The sequence below is a fragment of the Psychrobacter immobilis genome (assembly GCF_904846225.1).
Classification (GTDB): Bacteria; Pseudomonadota; Gammaproteobacteria; order Pseudomonadales; family Moraxellaceae; genus Psychrobacter; species Psychrobacter immobilis_F.
On record NZ_CAJGZJ010000001.1, the window covers coordinates 322,905 to 338,951 of the forward strand.

Below are 16,047 nucleotides of genomic sequence, written 5' to 3' on the forward strand. Positions count from 1 at the left end.
GGTTTTTGTATTGAAAGACTATCACTTTGAGGCATTTATTTCTGTATCAATCCTATCTCGCCTGCTTCCTTTAACCAGCTTGGGAACTCTTCTAGCATATTCTCATATAACGCTTCTTCGCTGATATCATCTAAATCGTCCAACTCAAAAAAGCTGCAATTGTCTATCACGCGCCCTGTCATATCGTCTAACTTTTTTAGGATGCCATAACCACGACCGCCTAATCCGACAAACTGCCAAAACATAGGTAGCTTTGCTGCCTCTGTCATGATTTTAGTGATGCCACGATTATTGCTCACCCCGCCATCACTGATGAATAAAACATAAACCGGAACGTCAAGACCGTCATTTTGATAAAATTCGGTGACCGTTTTCATCACGCCTGCTTCATTATTGGTGCGTGCGCCCAGCGCCCATTTACGCCAGCCGCCTTGTACCGTATCGATAAAGTCGGCGTAATTGTTAAGTCCGACCTCACCCAGATAAGCGCAATGCTCACCAAATGCCCAACAATCTAATGCTTGGTCATCATCGAAGCTTACCGCTAATGGTAATAAGCGATTGACCACTTCTTGTACGCGACCTTCTTTATATTGCCGATTCATCGAGCCTGAGGCATCGAGCACTAGCGCCACTTTTGCAGTCAATTGCTGCAATTGACGTTTCTCAAGCGAAATGGTAGCTTTTTTGGCTAGATTAACGAGCTTGGGCGCTTTCTCTAACATGACCTTTTCTAAAGGAACTTTTGAGGTGTTTATTTTGACTGGTGAAGCAGATTGTGAAGAGGCAGCGTCACTATTATCCTCTGATACATCGCCACCAAAATGCTGCACGATTGCTGCTAAACCACCATTAAATCCTTGTGCAACATTCGCTAAGCGCCAAACGCCACTTTTACGGTAAAGCTGCATCAGCATGCTGGCTTGCTGCTGGGCAAAGTCTGCTGCTTGATACTCTGCCTGTACTTTTTGCGATTGCTGCCAAATGCCAATCTCTAATGATTGAATTTGATTCAGCGGCGTATCGGCTGATAACACAAAAAACAAGCTATCGACGTTGGCAGAAAGTTTGAATAAGTTAATTTCAAACTCGGCTTGGACGCCTTCATTAGTACTTGGCTGTGACTCATAATGTGTGAGCTTGATTTGCCCGCAAGGTGAGGTTGGCTGATTATAAAACACCATGTAATCATCGTTAATAAGCTTGCCCGCGTTATCTAAGGCAAAGCAGCTGATGTCCATCTCTATCGAGCTTTGGCGAGTGAATTTCAACGTGATTGGTACGGTGTCATCAATAGCAAGATTACCCAAAGGTGCGCGTTGTCCGACGGTGAGATGGTTCATGGTGTTCCTCACGTTAAAGTGTTATTCCTTTAAGGATAATAGACTAATTTTTGATATTAAAAAACCGCTCAAAGCGAGAGATGGAGCGGTTTTAAAATTAGTTTAATAACCTTAACCAAAATATAATTAATTAACTATCTATATTAAGACTGATTTGTGAACCAGCCTCTATTTCATAGAAGGTGCTACCCTAATATTCAAGACGACTCATAATCTCATCACAATCCACAATATTTATCTAATAATGTTGAGTAAATAATATAGTGATTTGTGCTAAACAATGCTAAATTACACTCAAATCGCTTTAACAAATTAAAACTATGAGCAAATTACTCCGAAAACACTTAGAAGACCGTGAAATAAAAAAAGGCTTAGGGCAAGTGTCCGCCTTTATCGCGGTATCTTTGGGCATACTGACCACGCTTGCTGCTTTGTGTTTTTTATTCCCTAATCTGCTCACCACGCCAGATTTTAGACCCTTATATAATGCAAATATCTTACGAGGCGTGTTGTTTGCCAGCATTGTCATTGGCTTTGTGTCTGGTGTGATTAGCCTACTACGCAATCCGTCTAAGCGGTGGGGAATGGCGGGTATGTTACTCAATGGCTTTGCAGCGCTGCTCGCATCCGGACAGATCGAGCCCAATTACTATGACCGTAGTATGTATGCAGGCTTGGATTATTTTATTTTAACGCTGTTAATTTCCGCGCTGGTGTTCATTCCTATGGAGCGGTTTTATGCCAAATATAAAGAACAAAAACTGTTGCGATCTGGCTGGGTAACCGACATTAAATACTTCATGTTTAGCCATTTGGGTATTCAGTTACTGAGCTTTTTTACCATTATTCCTGCACAGATTTTATTTAACCAATTGCTCAATCCCACATGGCATCAGATGGTAAGTGGTCAGCCTTTAGTGCTGCAATTTATAGAGATTTTGATCGTGGTGGACTTTTTTAGTTACTGGATTCATCGCACTATGCACAAAGTCCCGTCTCTATGGCGCATACATGCTGTACATCATTCTTCGCATCATATGGACTGGCTGGCGGCAAGTCGGGTGCATGTTTTTGAGCTGATTGTGAATCGTTTTGTCGGGTATATTCCCTTATTGTTTATGGGCTTCTCTCCGGCGGCAACTTATGCTTACTTGGTGTTTATCTCTTTTCATGCCATCTTTATTCATGCCAACGTACGTTTCCGTTTTCCGTATTTTCGCTGGCTGCTCGCAACGCCAGAGTTTCATCATTGGCATCATTCCTCAGAAAAAGAAGCATGGGACAAAAACTTTGCCGCCTTTTTACCCATTTATGATGTGATATTTAAAACCGCGCATCTGCCAGACCATTTACCCAAAAAATACGGTACGACAGCCAATACAAAAATACCAGAAGGCTTTGTGGCGCAGTTAACATATCCGCTGCAACACAAACAACGCAAAAAAAATTGACCTGATAATTTAGGTTTTTATCTGCTGTCGGCTGCAACTCGTAATGCGTAGGTTTAATTTGCCCGCTGCGTCTAAGGCAAAGCAACTGATGTCCAGCTCTATTAGACTTTGGCGAGTGAACTTCAGCGTGATTGCTGCGGTGTAATCAATGTTGAGATTGCTTAGAGGTATGCGGTGTCCGACGGTGAGATGGTTCATGGAATACTCAATTAGAAAAAATTATTCATACAAAATATCGTGTTAGTATACTAAGCGTGATTCTCTATTCTTTTATATGTAAAGCGTGATGAAACATCTTATGTACTTTAGCCCACTTTGCTTTTCTACAATCCATATTTGATTTGTATGAGACATCTTTAAACGACCAATCAAAACTATCAGGATAATCCTCAGATAGCCCTATCAGACCAGTTCTATAGAAACAACTAATAACCTCATTTCTAAAATCAGTTATATCACTACTATCTTGTTCCCAATACTGTTGTAAAGAAGAAAATATAGAATCTTTGATGTTATTTTTTTCTAAGTCTTGATATGTTTTTATGATCGCTTCATCATTAATGCGTTCTCTTAACTCATCAGCTGACATCTGCTCATTTGGTATATCTAGAAGTATAGGCACTAAGTATTCAAGTGAAGGAAAAATATCGTACCATTCTTCATATAAAGCTTTTAGCCTATCACGAGAGTATTCCTTTTCTGCATTCACAATAGCACCCCAATCTACTGAAACCTTATTTACTGAATTAGATAAACAATAGTTCACCAACTGAAGAATATCTCTTGGACGCAAGAAAGTTCGTTGTATCAAGTATGACCAAGCATCTCCCTTTTTATTGTTTGCTGGAAATATATCTTCAAATACAACACTGTCCTTAGTATATTTTTTTTGGTACAAAAACTGTATTCTCTTATCGACAATCTCTTTCAAATCATCTTCTTCCCATCGAAGTTTATAGATTAAAGATTGTAATTTATCTTCTTGAAAGCCGTTAGATCTAGTCTTTTCTAAAGTTAACTGATATAAATCTACTCTTAGTGAAACGATTATCTTTACATTATTGATATTTCTAAAATGTCTTATTTCTTCGATTAATGCTTTAATTAAGTCATACTTTATATCTATAGATGCCCAATTTTCGTCCATTTTATCGATAAGAAGAAAATAAATGTTTTTACTATCACTAAAGATGTAATCATTCATCAGCTTAATAACATTAGACAAGTCAGATAACTGAATACTATTAATTATTTTCTGTGCCCTATTTTGAACTTCAATTTTCTTTTCCTCACTCAGCTCCTTTGCGCCTTCTAATGTAATATTGACTATTGGATTCTCGCTCTCAAATCCTGCTTTAATGTCTGTAGTTAAAGTTCTAACTATTTCTTTGATATTTTCATCTGTTTCTATCCAATACTTATCTGACCACTTCTTTAGGTAATCAAAGGCTACTCTCTCTTGAGGTTTTTTGATTATATTTGCCAACTCATTTATGAAATTAGATAGTTTGTTATTACTGTTCCATTGTGGATATTTTAACTTGATGAATTCTACAGTAATTATATGTCTCCACAAATATTTGTAAAATATCTCCAAATTAACTCCACTTTCACGCAAGAATTTTATTACATTAGAGTTATCAAGATAATTTAGAAAGATATCTTCTAAGTCAATCAACTTTGAATTGTCTTTATCGACAATTTCATTGATATGCATCAAGGTAGCTGTTTTTCCTGCACCAGTACGGCCTAAAATTATAGCTTCACTTTGCATACTGTCACATAGAGTATTAACTAACCCATTATCGATAAAACACTCCGTTAAGAATGAGGCATCGTTTTCTGCATCAAGCTGACCTATTTTGGTATTAGGTCTAATTTTGATATTTTCCATGCAGACATCTCCAAAAAAGTTGAATCTAAACTTAAATTATTTATGAAAATCAGACGTGTATCAGTATTTTTCAGTTAATGTAAGAGCGCATAGTACAATGAGTTACAAGCTAATTTCCTAGTAACTAGTTATATCATAGAAACAGAAAAATTAGACACTAATCGAGAAAGAAAAACGCCATCATAAATCTGAAAGCGTTATTTTTAATATAGATATCTAAGTTTTATTTACAACACCTTCAACTCTTTCATCTGCGCCGTCATCACGGTCAACTGCCCTTCTAGCTCAACTAACAACCTACCCCAACAACCACACCACTGCCACCCACGTAAATAGCAACATACCAATATTGGCGTGAAAAAAAGTTGGAATCACACTGTCTTTAATATGGTCATGCTGTCCATCAGCATTCAGACCAGCAGTGGCACCAAGCGTAATCGTAGACGCTGGCGAACCCGCATCGCCTAACGCCGCCGCTGCGCCAAGCATGGCTAACGCTGCCAATGGAGAGAACCCAAGTGCAAACGCAAGCGGGATATAAATTGGCGCTAAGATAGGTACAGACGCAAACGAATCACCAAACCCAATGGTAATAAACAAACCGACGATCAACATGACCGCAGCACCAAACAATTTATTATCGCCAAAGAACTGAGTCGCTGACGCCACGAGTGGGTCGATATCGCCAGTGGCCGTCAATAACGCGCCAAAGCTCGACGCAATAGTAATGATAACGGCAATTTCTGCCATTAAGCGCACGCCCTGCGTGAACACATCATCTTGCGCTTGCCAGCTGTAAATACCAGAAAATCCAAGAATCATAAAGCCAATCATCGCCCCAATAAACAGCGAATCAAAATAGAGCTGAAACAATAAAACTGCGCCGACTGCCAACGCAGTAAATAGTAACGGCTGCAAACCAATCTTAATTTTTTGTTCGGTAGCAACCATGTCAGTTTGCAAAGAACCACCTTGTACATGGTCAGTTTGCACATAGTCAGTTTGCGCATAGTCACGTGGTTTACGATACGTGATGAATACCGCAAACAGCATACCTGCGAGTATTCCCATCACTGGAAAGAACATCGCTTTCGGTGCCATGCTAGCGGTCGCCGCATACCCTGACGCTGCGCCAACGCTATTAAAATTCTCTAACAAAATCTCATTGAGATAAATCGCACCGAACCCAAACGGTAGCAGCAGATAAGAAGCGCTAATACCACAAGCAAGAATACAAGCAACAGCACGACGATCGATTCGTAAACGGTTCATCAGCCCAAGCAATGGCGGAATGAGTACTGGAATAAACGCGATGTGTACAGGAATCAAGTTTTGCGAGAGTAATGATGCCACTATAAACAGCGCAAACAGCATCCATTTGACTTGTTGACGGACATGAGCGCCCTCACGATTGAGGCTATTCGCCATCTTTTGCGCGACCCAATCCAGAATCCCACTTCTCGCCAGCGCCACGGCAAATGCGCCAACCATAATGTATGTCATACCCACTTGTGCGCCACTGAGCAAGTTATCATTCAATACTTGCAAGATATCAGGAAAGGCCATTTTGGCATGCAGACCACCGAGCAAAGCGGCCGAAACCAAAGAAACAGCCACAGGGATTTTGATAAGACAAAACACAACCATGAGCACAATCGCCAGTACTACCGCATTAATTGGGATAGCGAGCAACCATAGTAATCCATAAATAGCGGCCATACCAGCTAGTACAGGCAACGCGCGGTTAAGAAAAAAAGTATCCTGACGATAAACAGATAACATAATGTTCCTTAAAGTGTTATGTCAAATAATTTGGCTGTATTAAATGTGCTCAAAATCTGAATATTAATGGGTAATAAACATAGAATCATACCGACAATAAAAAAGTATCACCATAATTTTATGATGATACTTAGTTTTATGATGATACTTTTTAGACATAATGACAGATACGAGTATATCTATTAACTTACAACGCCCTCAACTCCTCCATCTGCGCCGTCATCGCGGTCAACTGACCTTCTAGCTCAGCCAGTTTCAATTTCTCAGCATCGACCACTTCCGCAGGTGCTTTACTCACAAAGCCTTCATTACCCAGCTTGCGCGCGATGCCTTCGGCTTACTTAGAAAAGCCATTTAAACCCAACTAAAACCATCACAGTTACAACCAATCCCAGCCAGCCAAAGCCTTTGGTCGCTTGTACAGGCATTGTCGTGTTTATTTCAGGAAACAGAATAGCGCCATACGATACTAGAGGTAATATAATCAGCAGGGTATCAATATGCCGATTCGGTGAGAAGTATGGAGGATCTAAAAACAGATAAACAAGCACATACACCACCATAAATACAGTGGCGAAAATAGCATGCCTATCTAACGGCTCATGGCGATTCCAATAGAAATATAGAATCGCCATGATTAAAAACGCAAGTATTAAAGTTATAGCCATTATAGTTACTAAGTTACAACGCCTTTAACTCTTCCATCTGTGCGGTCATCGCTGTCAACTGCCCTTCTAGCTCAGCCAGTTTCGCCTTCTCAGCATCGACCACTTCCGCAGGTGCTTTACTGACAAAGCCTTCATTACCTAGCTTACGAGCGATACCTTCAGCTTGACCTTTTAGCTTATCATATGACTTATCTAAACGCGCCAGCTCAGCTGTTGGATCAATCAGACCTTTCATCGGTACAAGTACCCGCAGCTGACCGATCATACTTGATGACGATAGCGGCACCTCGTCACCTTCTTTGACGATCTCTAAACTCTCGACTTTGGCAAGCGCTTTGAACTGATTGGAGATACGAGATAATCGCGCATCTTCAGCTTGCGAGATATTCTGTAGCAGTACAGGCAGACGTACGGCATTGCCCAGTTTCATCTCGCCACGGATATTACGGACGCTAGCGATTAGCTGTTGTAGCCACGCCATATCGGCCTCAACTTGCTCACTGATTTGTGCCTCATCCGTTTGTGGATAGTCAGCGATTACGATACTGTCGGTGTTTTTGCGATCTAATAGTGGGGCAATCGTTTGCCAAATTTGCTCGGTTAGATACGGCATAATCGGATGGGTAAAGCGTAGTGCCGTCTCTAGCACATGCAGCAATACATAACGGATTTGCGCTTTGCGCTCATCTGACACTGAGTCATCATTGAGACTGGCCTTAGCAAGCTCAACGTACCAATCACAATATTCATTCCAGATAAACTCATAGATATCTTGGCTGACCATATCGAGACGATACTGAGCAAAATGCTGGTGAATGTCTTTAACACTAGAGTTCAAACGACTCATGATCCATTTTTCTGGTAATTCCCACACATCAGGGTTTGCCGCTTGATCGATAGGCTTAGCACTGCCTTCGCTATCGACGCAATTCATGAGGACAAAACGGCTAGCATTCCAGATTTTATTACAGAAGTTACGGTAGCCCTCGACACGCTTTAGGTCAAAGTTGATATCGCGACCCGTACTAGCTAAGGATGTAAAGGTAAAGCGCAGCGCATCCGTACCAAAGGCTGGAATACCTTCTGGGAACTCTTTACGCGTTTGTTTTTCAATTTTGGCGGCGTCTTTGGGATTCATCATATTGCTGGTGCGTTTTTCTACCAGTGCTTCAAGCTCAATACCATCGATCAAGTCAATTGGATCTAAAACGTTACCTTTCGATTTTGACATTTTTTGACCATTGCCATCACGTACCAAACCATGCACATAGACGGTCTTAAACGGTACTTGCGGCGTGCCATCTTCGTTTTTCACGAAATGCATGGTCATCATGATCATGCGGGCAACCCAAAAGAAGATGATGTCGAAGCCTGTGACCAACACGCTGGTTGGATGGAAGGTATCTAGCACGCGCGGATCAGCATTCACATCTGCCCAGTCAAGCGTACTAAACGTCCATAGACCCGAGCTGAACCACGTATCGAGCACGTCATCATCTTGGCGCAAGATGACATCGTCGCTAAGATTATACTTGGTGCGTACTTCAGTCTCGTCACGTGCCACATATATTTCACCTGTCGCATCGTCATACCAAGCGGGAATACGATGACCCCACCACAGCTGACGGCTAATACACCAGTCTTGTAGATCAGTCATCCACGACATATACATGTTTTTGTACTGAGCAGGGACAAACTCGATACTGCCGTCTTCTACTGCATCAATCGCAGGCTTAGCCAGCTCTTTGACCGCGACATACCACTGATCGGTCAACCACGGCTCAACGATCGTACCGCCACGCTCAGCACGCGGTGCTTTTAGGGCATAGTCCTCGATGTCTTCTAACCAGCCCTGCTCGACTGCTTGCTCAACGAGGAGCTTACGAGCGGCAAAACGCTCAAGTCCAGCATACTCGCTAGGCGTGGTTTCCAACATTGGCTCGCGGGTTTGCAAGTCAGGATAAACTTCCATCGCGGTCAAGATATTGGCGCGCTCATCAAGGATATTAATCAATGGCAAGTCATGGCGGCGGCCTAATTCATAATCGTTAAAATCATGAGCAGGCGTGATTTTCACGCAGCCTGTACCAAAGTCTTTTTCGACATAATCATCAGCAACGATAGGCACGACACGACCAGTAATCGGCAAGGTAATGGTTTTGCCGATTAAATGCGTATAACGTTCATCGCTCGGATTGACCGCGACAGCCGTGTCACCAAGCAAGGTCTCAGGGCGTGTGGTTGCCACGACCAGATAATTTTTGCCGTCTTGAGTCATCAAATCTTTGTCAGTGAAATGGTAGCGAAAATGCCACAAGCTGCCCTTTTCATCAACGTTTTCAACTTCTAAATCCGATAGCGCGGTTTGGAATTTTGGATCCCAATTGACCAAACGCTTACCGCGATAAATAAGTCCATCGTCAAATAAACGCACAAACACTTCTTTGACCGCATTGGACAATCCATCATCCATCGTAAAGCGCTCACGCGACCAATCCACCGAGCTGCCCAAACGACGGATTTGACTGGTGATATTGCCGCCCGACTCTTCTTTCCATTCCCACACTTTATCGACGAAATCTTCGCGAGTCATATCACGGCGCTTCAACCCTTGCGCTTCTAAACGACGCTCAACGACCATTTGGGTCGCGATACCGGCATGATCTGTACCTGGTTGCCAAAGCGTATTGTCACCATCCATGCGGTGATAACGGGTGAGCGCATCCATAATGGCGTTATTAAAACCATGTCCCATATGCAGTGAGCCAGTGACATTTGGCGGTGGCAGAGCGATAGAGAACGACTCGTCTTTATCAAAGCTTGGCTTAAAATAACCGCTTTCTTCCCAGCCTTGGTACATACCTGCTTCGACTTCCGCGGGATTGTACGCGTTCTCTAACTGGCTTAGCGCCGCTTGGATAGATTGGGTTAGGTTGGTCTTAGTGTTGGTGCCGGTATTAGGATTGCTCATAATAGAATGTTCTTTTATTAAAAATGAAAGTGGTCAAACAAAGTCGTCGAAAAATAGGCAAAGTAAGTAATAGAGTGATTTTAACGCAGATAGGCAGATTTTGTTAGATGGTAAGGTAATTTATCAGACTTGAAGAATGACTTTATCCCATTAATAACAGTAAACAACAGCAATTAGCTAAATAGTGAACATAATAAATTATCGTTCTACTATAGAATAGACATCATATTAAAATTAATATTGGCTAAATAGCGAGCTGACCGTGTCCCAAGATACCGAGCATAAAACCAATCCTCAAGCCAATAACGTCGATGATAAGAAAGTCATCGGTGAGACTGCTGACTATGATCATAAAGCTGAGAACCAGCAAGACAATGACGATGACAATAGTGATAGCGATGGTAATGGTGAGGCTGTCGACACCACTGAGAATTTAGAAGACGAGGATTTTTCTGAGGAAATTAGCAAAGAAGACAAAGAAACCATCAAAAAAGTCGCCAACGATGATAACTTGAGTCAGGCAAAAAGCCATGCCAGTATTTTAGTAGAGCAGGCAATGGATGCCAAAGAAACTTTTGAGCGCTCACTTGGTTCGTTATTTACCAGTGCTTTTACCGCTGGGCTTGAAATTGGCATCAGTTTTTTTATGATTTTATCCGCCTTCGCGCTGCTCAGTGAAGTATTACCAAATCACTATGCGCTCGTGCTCGCTTCCCTGCTTTACCCAATCGGTTTTATTATCGTGGTCATTGGTCAGTCGCTGTTGTTTACCGAGCAAACCTCTCTTTTGAGCCTACCTGTCCTCAATGGTATGCAACCTTTAACCAAACTGCTACGCCTTTGGGGGATTGTTATCGCTGGCAACGTCGTTGGCGGTTGTTTGTTCGCCGCCTTGATGATTGGTTTGGGCATTCATATGCAGCTTTTTAGCGTGAGTAATATCGACGCTTATGCCGAGCATATTTTGGGTTTTGACTGGTGGGTGATATTTGGTAGCGCGATATTGGCAGGCTGGATGATGGGAATGACCGCATGGCTTGTGACCTCAGCACGCGACACACTTAGCCGTATTGTCTTGGTCTCCATTATCACGGGTAGTATCGGATTTTTGGGTTTGCATCACAGTATCGTTGGCAATATCGAAGTATTTTCTGCCTTGTTATATGGCAATACCGTCGGCTTATGGCGCTATTTGCTATTTTTGGCACTGGTATTAGTAGGAAATACAGTCGGTGGCGTGGTGTTTGTCGCGGTACTAAAAAACCGTACGTTTTTATTTGATATTGAAAAAGTAAAAGAACAAACGGCCAACGACAGAGCAGATGCCAGAACCAAAATAAACGGTCGTCGATTTTAGCTTTTGTCAAATACTATCGAATTGGAGAGTATTTAAGCAGATTATGGAATAAACAATGGGGTGACAGGTGTTGTTTATATAGAGGATTGAGGAGCAGTAGTCACACGACTGGCAGTATCGATACTAATGACTGCCGTACCATAGGCAATGGCTTCTACCATGCTGCCCAATTGATTGATATTGCTGACTTCAAGGCGTAATCCATAAATATGGTTATAGCCTTTGGCCTTTGCTTCCGTACGCATACGTACGATGGCCTCACGGCGCGCACGATCTAGCAACGTCTCATAGGTCGTCAGGTTTTTGCCAAATATACTTAAGACACGAGTGATAATCATTTTGAAGTAATCTTGAGCGATGACCACGCTGCCAAGTACCAATGCGCCTTCACTACCAGCGGCAAGCTGAGGCCGATAAAAACGCTCACTTGAGACAATAATATGACTAAGCGATTGTTCTGCAATGCTCAATTGTGCCAAATGCTGGCGCTCGTGACGCGATCCAAAGAACCAGCCCACCACGAATAATACAATAAGCGGTGCATAGTTAATAAGGAATTGAGTCATAGAGTTATTCATGGCACGTCTCTTATCATAAAAAAGTTCTAAAACTTAATTAGGGCGTGTCCTCATTTTAAAAATGGTCACGAAAATGAGATAAATTGCCGTCAAACAAGGAAAATAACGCAAATAATATCGGGATATTAATCAGCTATTTGACGATGTTTGGCAAAATTTAGCCATTTTTAGCCCATTTAGATACAATCGCTTGAATTGAGGACACGCCCTAGCTAGCCAAAAGGATTGAAACGTGGCAAATCATCAGTCGGCGCTGGGTTTGATGTATTGGGCGTTTGACCCGACTGATTATGAGATTGATTATGAAAGTCGCTGGGCGGATTTTGGTGGGGCTGCTGTTGCATCGGAACGGCCTTGACAGCGGTGCCATAAACGAATAGCTCAGACGCTCCTTGCGCGATACTAGACGTCGAAAAACGCAGACCGACCACCGCATCCGCGCCCAAGGCTTCTGCCTTGACGATCATACGATCTATCGCCTCTTGGCGTGACTCTTCTAGTAACTCGGTATAAGCCGTCAACTCACCACCGACGATGTTTTTTAGTCCAGCAAACAAATCTTTGCCGACATGCTTTGAGCGTACCGTACTGCCGTACACCACGTCTAGGCGCTCGGTGATTTGATAATTAGGCAAGTGCTCGAGGTTAGAGAGTTGCACAGTCATAGTACGGCCTTATCGGTGGCTTAATGGAGGGTCTTCATAAAGCGTTAAGCAGCATTGACAATAGACAATCGCACAAAATATGGCTAATAACAAACCCTATTGGCGCTAGAAACTATAGTTGATCCACTATAAAACAAACACAGTGCTACTGGTGTAAATTTTGCGCTGCCTCTGTCTGCGCAGGCACAGTAAGCAAGGAAAATTAATACCAGTAGCGCGTGATAATATTTGTATCTCTTTTATCTAGGACTGACTATAAAAACTAGAAACGATTGAAACTAGCAATCAATGCTGCTGATAGCAATGGTTAATCGTTGGTATGGAACAATAAGAATAACTCGGTCAAGTTGCCTTCGATGCTATTGGCCATTTGCGCCAATTTGTCTTCATCTTTACGCATCTCAGCAAGCTCTGGATCTTCATCATCGATACCGCTTAATACAATCATCGGCAACGTCAGTACTGCTACATCTTCTGCGGTTTCTTCATTCTCAAACCAATCGCTTGCTTCATCACCATACATGGCATCTACAAAACCAATCGACCAAGCAACGATATCTGACTCGTCTGAAAAATCAACGGCAACTTCTTCGTTACCCGCATCTTCGCCAAACGGCAGCTCAATAGGTGTCTCGTTTTTTAGCTCAGCCATGATCGCGGCACGCCAGCGCTGGATACCGTCGATGACGTTTTCTGGAATTTCACTGGTATGACCTTCAAACAAGGCATCTATCCAATTTGGTAGTGGACGTCCAATGACGGTCGCCGTCAAGAAACCATGCGCAGCAACGCTATCCAGCACAAATTGGCTCTCTTGATTGTCCAAATAGTCTAATAATTCATCGAAACTTAGTGGGTTACTCATGATGTCATTGTCCTTTAAAGATAGATTGCGTCAGTCGCAATAAATGATTGGTTAAATGCAGAATAGCGAATAATCTGAGAAAAAGGTCGCTTGGATAAAAAAACCAAACAACCATTATAAAATAAGAATGGTTGAATGGAGCGAATGGCTAGTAACCCTATGCGAACAATACAAGCAATAGAACGAAAACGACAAGAGCAAAAACAGGATATCATTAGCCCAGTATCGCCGAATAGTTATCGTTCATTAGAAGGCTTTAGTCGGCTTAAACAACAAGGTTTTCTGAATTTAGGCCGCCGCTTCCGTATAAAGTTAATCGGCATATAAATTACAGATCTTCATCATCCCAGTCGTCGCCATCTTCATCAAAATTATCTATGTCGTCTAGATCATCTTTTAACTCTTTGGCCAAACGCTTTTCTTCTAGCAAGTTATCGATTAATCGACGCTTCTCTAGACTGCTTAACCGTGTACGCACACTCGTTTCGGCTTCTTCCACCATCTTTGCATCATCATCGTCAACAAAATCATCATCAAAATCGTCGTCAATATCATTGTCACTCATGACAAACTCCTATCATTTTAAGCAAGGTTATTAAGAATACATTAATATATATATGCCTTATAAAGTCTCTATCGAAGGTTGTCAATCCTTTTTATCGCTATGGCGTATTTTGTATTCAGTACCAAGACAACGATATAATAAACATTTGTATATAAAATAATGAAGCTAATTACAATTGAGTCGGTGACTCATCTTCATTTTCAATCATTAATACTGCATTACGGACATCTGCTAGGCGCTGAATCATCGCGTCATTACCACCATCGAATATCGCACACTCACGCTCATAAACAGTTGTTGGGCGCATGATGCTTTGTACTTGTATATGGTGACTGATTTGTTTCAGACCTGCATTAGGTAACAAGATCAACATTTGCTCTTTTTTGCCAACGCTATGCAGTAACTGAGTCATTACCTCTGATTGAGCATCATCACTAACGCCTGCTTTGGCCGATAACGCAAAACGGCTAAGCTCAATATGCTTGTCATGGATAATCTTGTTGAGCATTAAATATAATTTGCCAAGCATCACCCCTGCTAGCGCGACTTTTGCATGACTGTTATCTGCTTTTAGCAACACACTAGCACTATTGTCCTCAAAACGTGGCTCATTCATTAGACTCACACCCAGCAATAACGGCTGCTTGAGTAGCTCAGTCACCGCTTGATTCAGTAACTGCGTACATAATGCTAAATAAGGCAAACGCTGGGCAGGTGCAAGACGCTCAAGCATATTAAACTCGTCATGAAAGGCAATCTGCACTCTCACTTTATCGAACGAGCGAGTGGCAGATAATCGAGAGGTCTGACTGGCCTTATGAGAGCTGCTCTCAGAGGTGGTTATACTCTCTTGCGTATCATTATCTTGACGACCTGTGCGTTCTTCAACGTCATTAGAGAGCGTACTGGCCATAGAACCGACATTACTCGCGGCGCCTTGGTTCTGCTGCGTTCTTAGATATTGATTCACTTCACTATGCACATCAAGTTTGTGCGCTTTGGTTGTATTGCCGTCTTTTGAGATCTCAGCAGAACTGCCTGTTGCCTCTCTGTCTGTTGAGCGACGTTCGAAATCACGATCATGGCTCCGCGAATCGATTTGCATATACTGTTCACGATGCAAATCTTGAATATCACGGCTGAGGGCGTTGATTTGTTCTTTGGTTGGGCGGGCAAGATAACCGTAAATGAACCACAGTAATAAATGCAGCAGCATGGTACCAATGACAAATGGCCACTGCATGGTGATGATTTCGCCTTTACTCACATCCTTCAAGGTCAATGCTACGCTACCAATCACCGCATCACCTTTGGTGGCGATTTGACTAATCGTGTCCCCTTGCTGCATAGGCGCATTACCAACAGGCACCAAAATATCGTCGTTATTGTCTTTAATCAGAATACGTGTCACATCTTGCTCGCTGGTATAGCGATTGGCAATGACACTGAGACTGACACGGTCTTTGTTTTCTAAAGACAGCCTTGCTTCATCAATCAGCTGGGCGACCATCTGCTCGCCTTTTAACGCACGACTGTTGCTCAGCTGTTGGTCCGTACTAATGACCAATAACAGAGTTTGCAAACAAAAACTAACCAGAAGAATAATGGCAAACAACCCTTGCCGCGGCGCTAAATACGTCATGATATGTTAAACTTTTTTGGATAAAAGAAATTAAAAAACAAGGCTATTGCTCATTTTTTGGCTAAGTTGAAAAAATCGTATTACGTGGTTTTTTATAAACGCTTACTTAAAAAATAGCTATTTAAAAAACAGCTATTTAAAGAACAATGACTCAAAACAAAGTACTTGACGTAAACTATCACACTTTGGATGAGCAGCGACTGATCATATTATTGATATCGTCCGCTTATTCCGCCTACTATATCACCATAATAAACCTTATGGCG

The 16,047-nt window shown here is 42.2% G+C and carries 13 protein-coding genes; 2 read left to right on the forward strand and 11 right to left on the reverse strand.

The window, feature by feature from the left end; genetic code table 11:
• Positions 1-35 precede the first annotated feature (35 nt).
• Complete coding sequence (locus tag JMX48_RS01410) at positions 36-1,343, reverse strand: VWA domain-containing protein (RefSeq protein ID WP_201533451.1); 1,308 nt, start codon at positions 1,341-1,343, stop codon at positions 36-38.
• A gap of 320 nt (positions 1,344-1,663) precedes the next feature.
• Here JMX48_RS01410 and JMX48_RS01415 point away from each other — a divergent pair, with 320 nt between their 5' ends.
• A complete protein-coding gene (locus tag JMX48_RS01415) occupies positions 1,664-2,794 on the forward strand; it encodes a sterol desaturase family protein (protein WP_201533453.1) in 1,131 nt (376 codons plus the stop codon).
• A 262-nt stretch (positions 2,795-3,056) separates the two neighbouring features.
• Here JMX48_RS01415 and JMX48_RS01420 read toward each other — a convergent pair whose 3' ends face one another.
• The 5 genes from JMX48_RS01420 to JMX48_RS01440 form a co-directional block, all read right to left on the reverse strand.
• The gene (locus tag JMX48_RS01420; protein WP_201533456.1) at positions 3,057-4,688 is read right to left on the reverse strand and encodes a P-loop ATPase, Sll1717 family; all 1,632 of its coding nucleotides are present in this window, start codon (positions 4,686-4,688) and stop codon (positions 3,057-3,059) included.
• A 297-nt stretch (positions 4,689-4,985) separates the two neighbouring features.
• Positions 4,986-6,470 (reverse strand): Na+/H+ antiporter NhaC family protein, encoded by a 1,485-nt coding sequence (locus tag JMX48_RS01425; protein WP_227687838.1) that lies wholly within the window; start codon positions 6,468-6,470, stop codon positions 4,986-4,988.
• Positions 6,471-6,657: 187 nt separating this feature from the next.
• Complete coding sequence (locus JMX48_RS01430; protein ID WP_227687849.1) at positions 6,658-6,798, reverse strand: hypothetical protein; 141 nt, start codon at positions 6,796-6,798, stop codon at positions 6,658-6,660.
• 13 nt (positions 6,799-6,811) lie between these two features.
• On the reverse strand, positions 6,812-7,138 hold the full coding sequence (locus JMX48_RS01435; RefSeq protein WP_201533460.1) for a hypothetical protein: 327 nt from the start codon (positions 7,136-7,138) through the stop codon (positions 6,812-6,814).
• A 13-nt stretch (positions 7,139-7,151) separates the two neighbouring features.
• Positions 7,152-10,109 (reverse strand): valine--tRNA ligase, encoded by a 2,958-nt coding sequence (locus tag JMX48_RS01440; protein WP_201533462.1) that lies wholly within the window; start codon positions 10,107-10,109, stop codon positions 7,152-7,154.
• Between the two features lie 262 nt (positions 10,110-10,371).
• Here JMX48_RS01440 and JMX48_RS01445 point away from each other — a divergent pair, with 262 nt between their 5' ends.
• Positions 10,372-11,466, forward strand: coding sequence for a formate/nitrite transporter family protein (locus tag JMX48_RS01445; protein ID WP_201533464.1), 1,095 nt, complete (start codon positions 10,372-10,374; stop codon positions 11,464-11,466).
• A gap of 74 nt (positions 11,467-11,540) precedes the next feature.
• Here the strand turns inward: JMX48_RS01445 and JMX48_RS01450 are convergent, their stop codons facing one another.
• The 5 genes from JMX48_RS01450 to JMX48_RS01470 form a co-directional block, all read right to left on the reverse strand.
• Positions 11,541-12,044 (reverse strand): YbjQ family protein, encoded by a 504-nt coding sequence (locus tag JMX48_RS01450; protein WP_201533466.1) that lies wholly within the window; start codon positions 12,042-12,044, stop codon positions 11,541-11,543.
• 212 nt (positions 12,045-12,256) lie between these two features.
• Complete coding sequence (locus JMX48_RS01455) at positions 12,257-12,709, reverse strand: YbjQ family protein (protein ID WP_201533468.1); 453 nt, start codon at positions 12,707-12,709, stop codon at positions 12,257-12,259.
• Between the two features lie 307 nt (positions 12,710-13,016).
• Positions 13,017-13,574 (reverse strand): YecA family protein, encoded by a 558-nt coding sequence (locus tag JMX48_RS01460; RefSeq protein WP_201533470.1) that lies wholly within the window; start codon positions 13,572-13,574, stop codon positions 13,017-13,019.
• 328 nt (positions 13,575-13,902) lie between these two features.
• A complete protein-coding gene (locus JMX48_RS01465; RefSeq protein WP_201533472.1) occupies positions 13,903-14,139 on the reverse strand; it encodes a PA3496 family putative envelope integrity protein in 237 nt (78 codons plus the stop codon).
• Between the two features lie 169 nt (positions 14,140-14,308).
• Positions 14,309-15,781: a hypothetical protein gene (locus tag JMX48_RS01470; RefSeq protein WP_201533474.1), complete on the reverse strand. Its 1,473-nt coding sequence runs from the start codon at positions 15,779-15,781 to the stop codon at positions 14,309-14,311.
• Positions 15,782-16,047 lie beyond the last annotated feature (266 nt).

Excerpts from the sequence above, each read along its gene's own strand:
- JMX48_RS01410 (WP_201533451.1), bottom strand. The coding sequence starts at position 1,343 with ATGAACCATCTCACCGTCGGACAACGCGCACCTTTGGGTAATCTTGCT.
- JMX48_RS01415 (WP_201533453.1), top strand. The coding sequence starts at position 1,664 with ATGAGCAAATTACTCCGAAAACACTTAGAAGACCGTGAAATAAAAAAA.
- JMX48_RS01420 (WP_201533456.1), bottom strand. The coding sequence starts at position 4,688 with ATGGAAAATATCAAAATTAGACCTAATACCAAAATAGGTCAGCTTGAT.
- JMX48_RS01425 (WP_227687838.1), bottom strand. The coding sequence starts at position 6,470 with ATGTTATCTGTTTATCGTCAGGATACTTTTTTTCTTAACCGCGCGTTG.
- JMX48_RS01435 (WP_201533460.1), bottom strand. The coding sequence starts at position 7,138 with ATGGCTATAACTTTAATACTTGCGTTTTTAATCATGGCGATTCTATAT.
- JMX48_RS01440 (WP_201533462.1), bottom strand. The coding sequence starts at position 10,109 with ATGAGCAATCCTAATACCGGCACCAACACTAAGACCAACCTAACCCAA.
- JMX48_RS01450 (WP_201533466.1), bottom strand. The coding sequence starts at position 12,044 with ATGAATAACTCTATGACTCAATTCCTTATTAACTATGCACCGCTTATT.
- JMX48_RS01455 (WP_201533468.1), bottom strand. The coding sequence starts at position 12,709 with ATGACTGTGCAACTCTCTAACCTCGAGCACTTGCCTAATTATCAAATC.
- JMX48_RS01460 (WP_201533470.1), bottom strand. The coding sequence starts at position 13,574 with ATGAGTAACCCACTAAGTTTCGATGAATTATTAGACTATTTGGACAAT.
- JMX48_RS01465 (WP_201533472.1), bottom strand. The coding sequence starts at position 14,139 with ATGAGTGACAATGATATTGACGACGATTTTGATGATGATTTTGTTGAC.
- JMX48_RS01470 (WP_201533474.1), bottom strand. The coding sequence starts at position 15,781 with ATGACGTATTTAGCGCCGCGGCAAGGGTTGTTTGCCATTATTCTTCTG.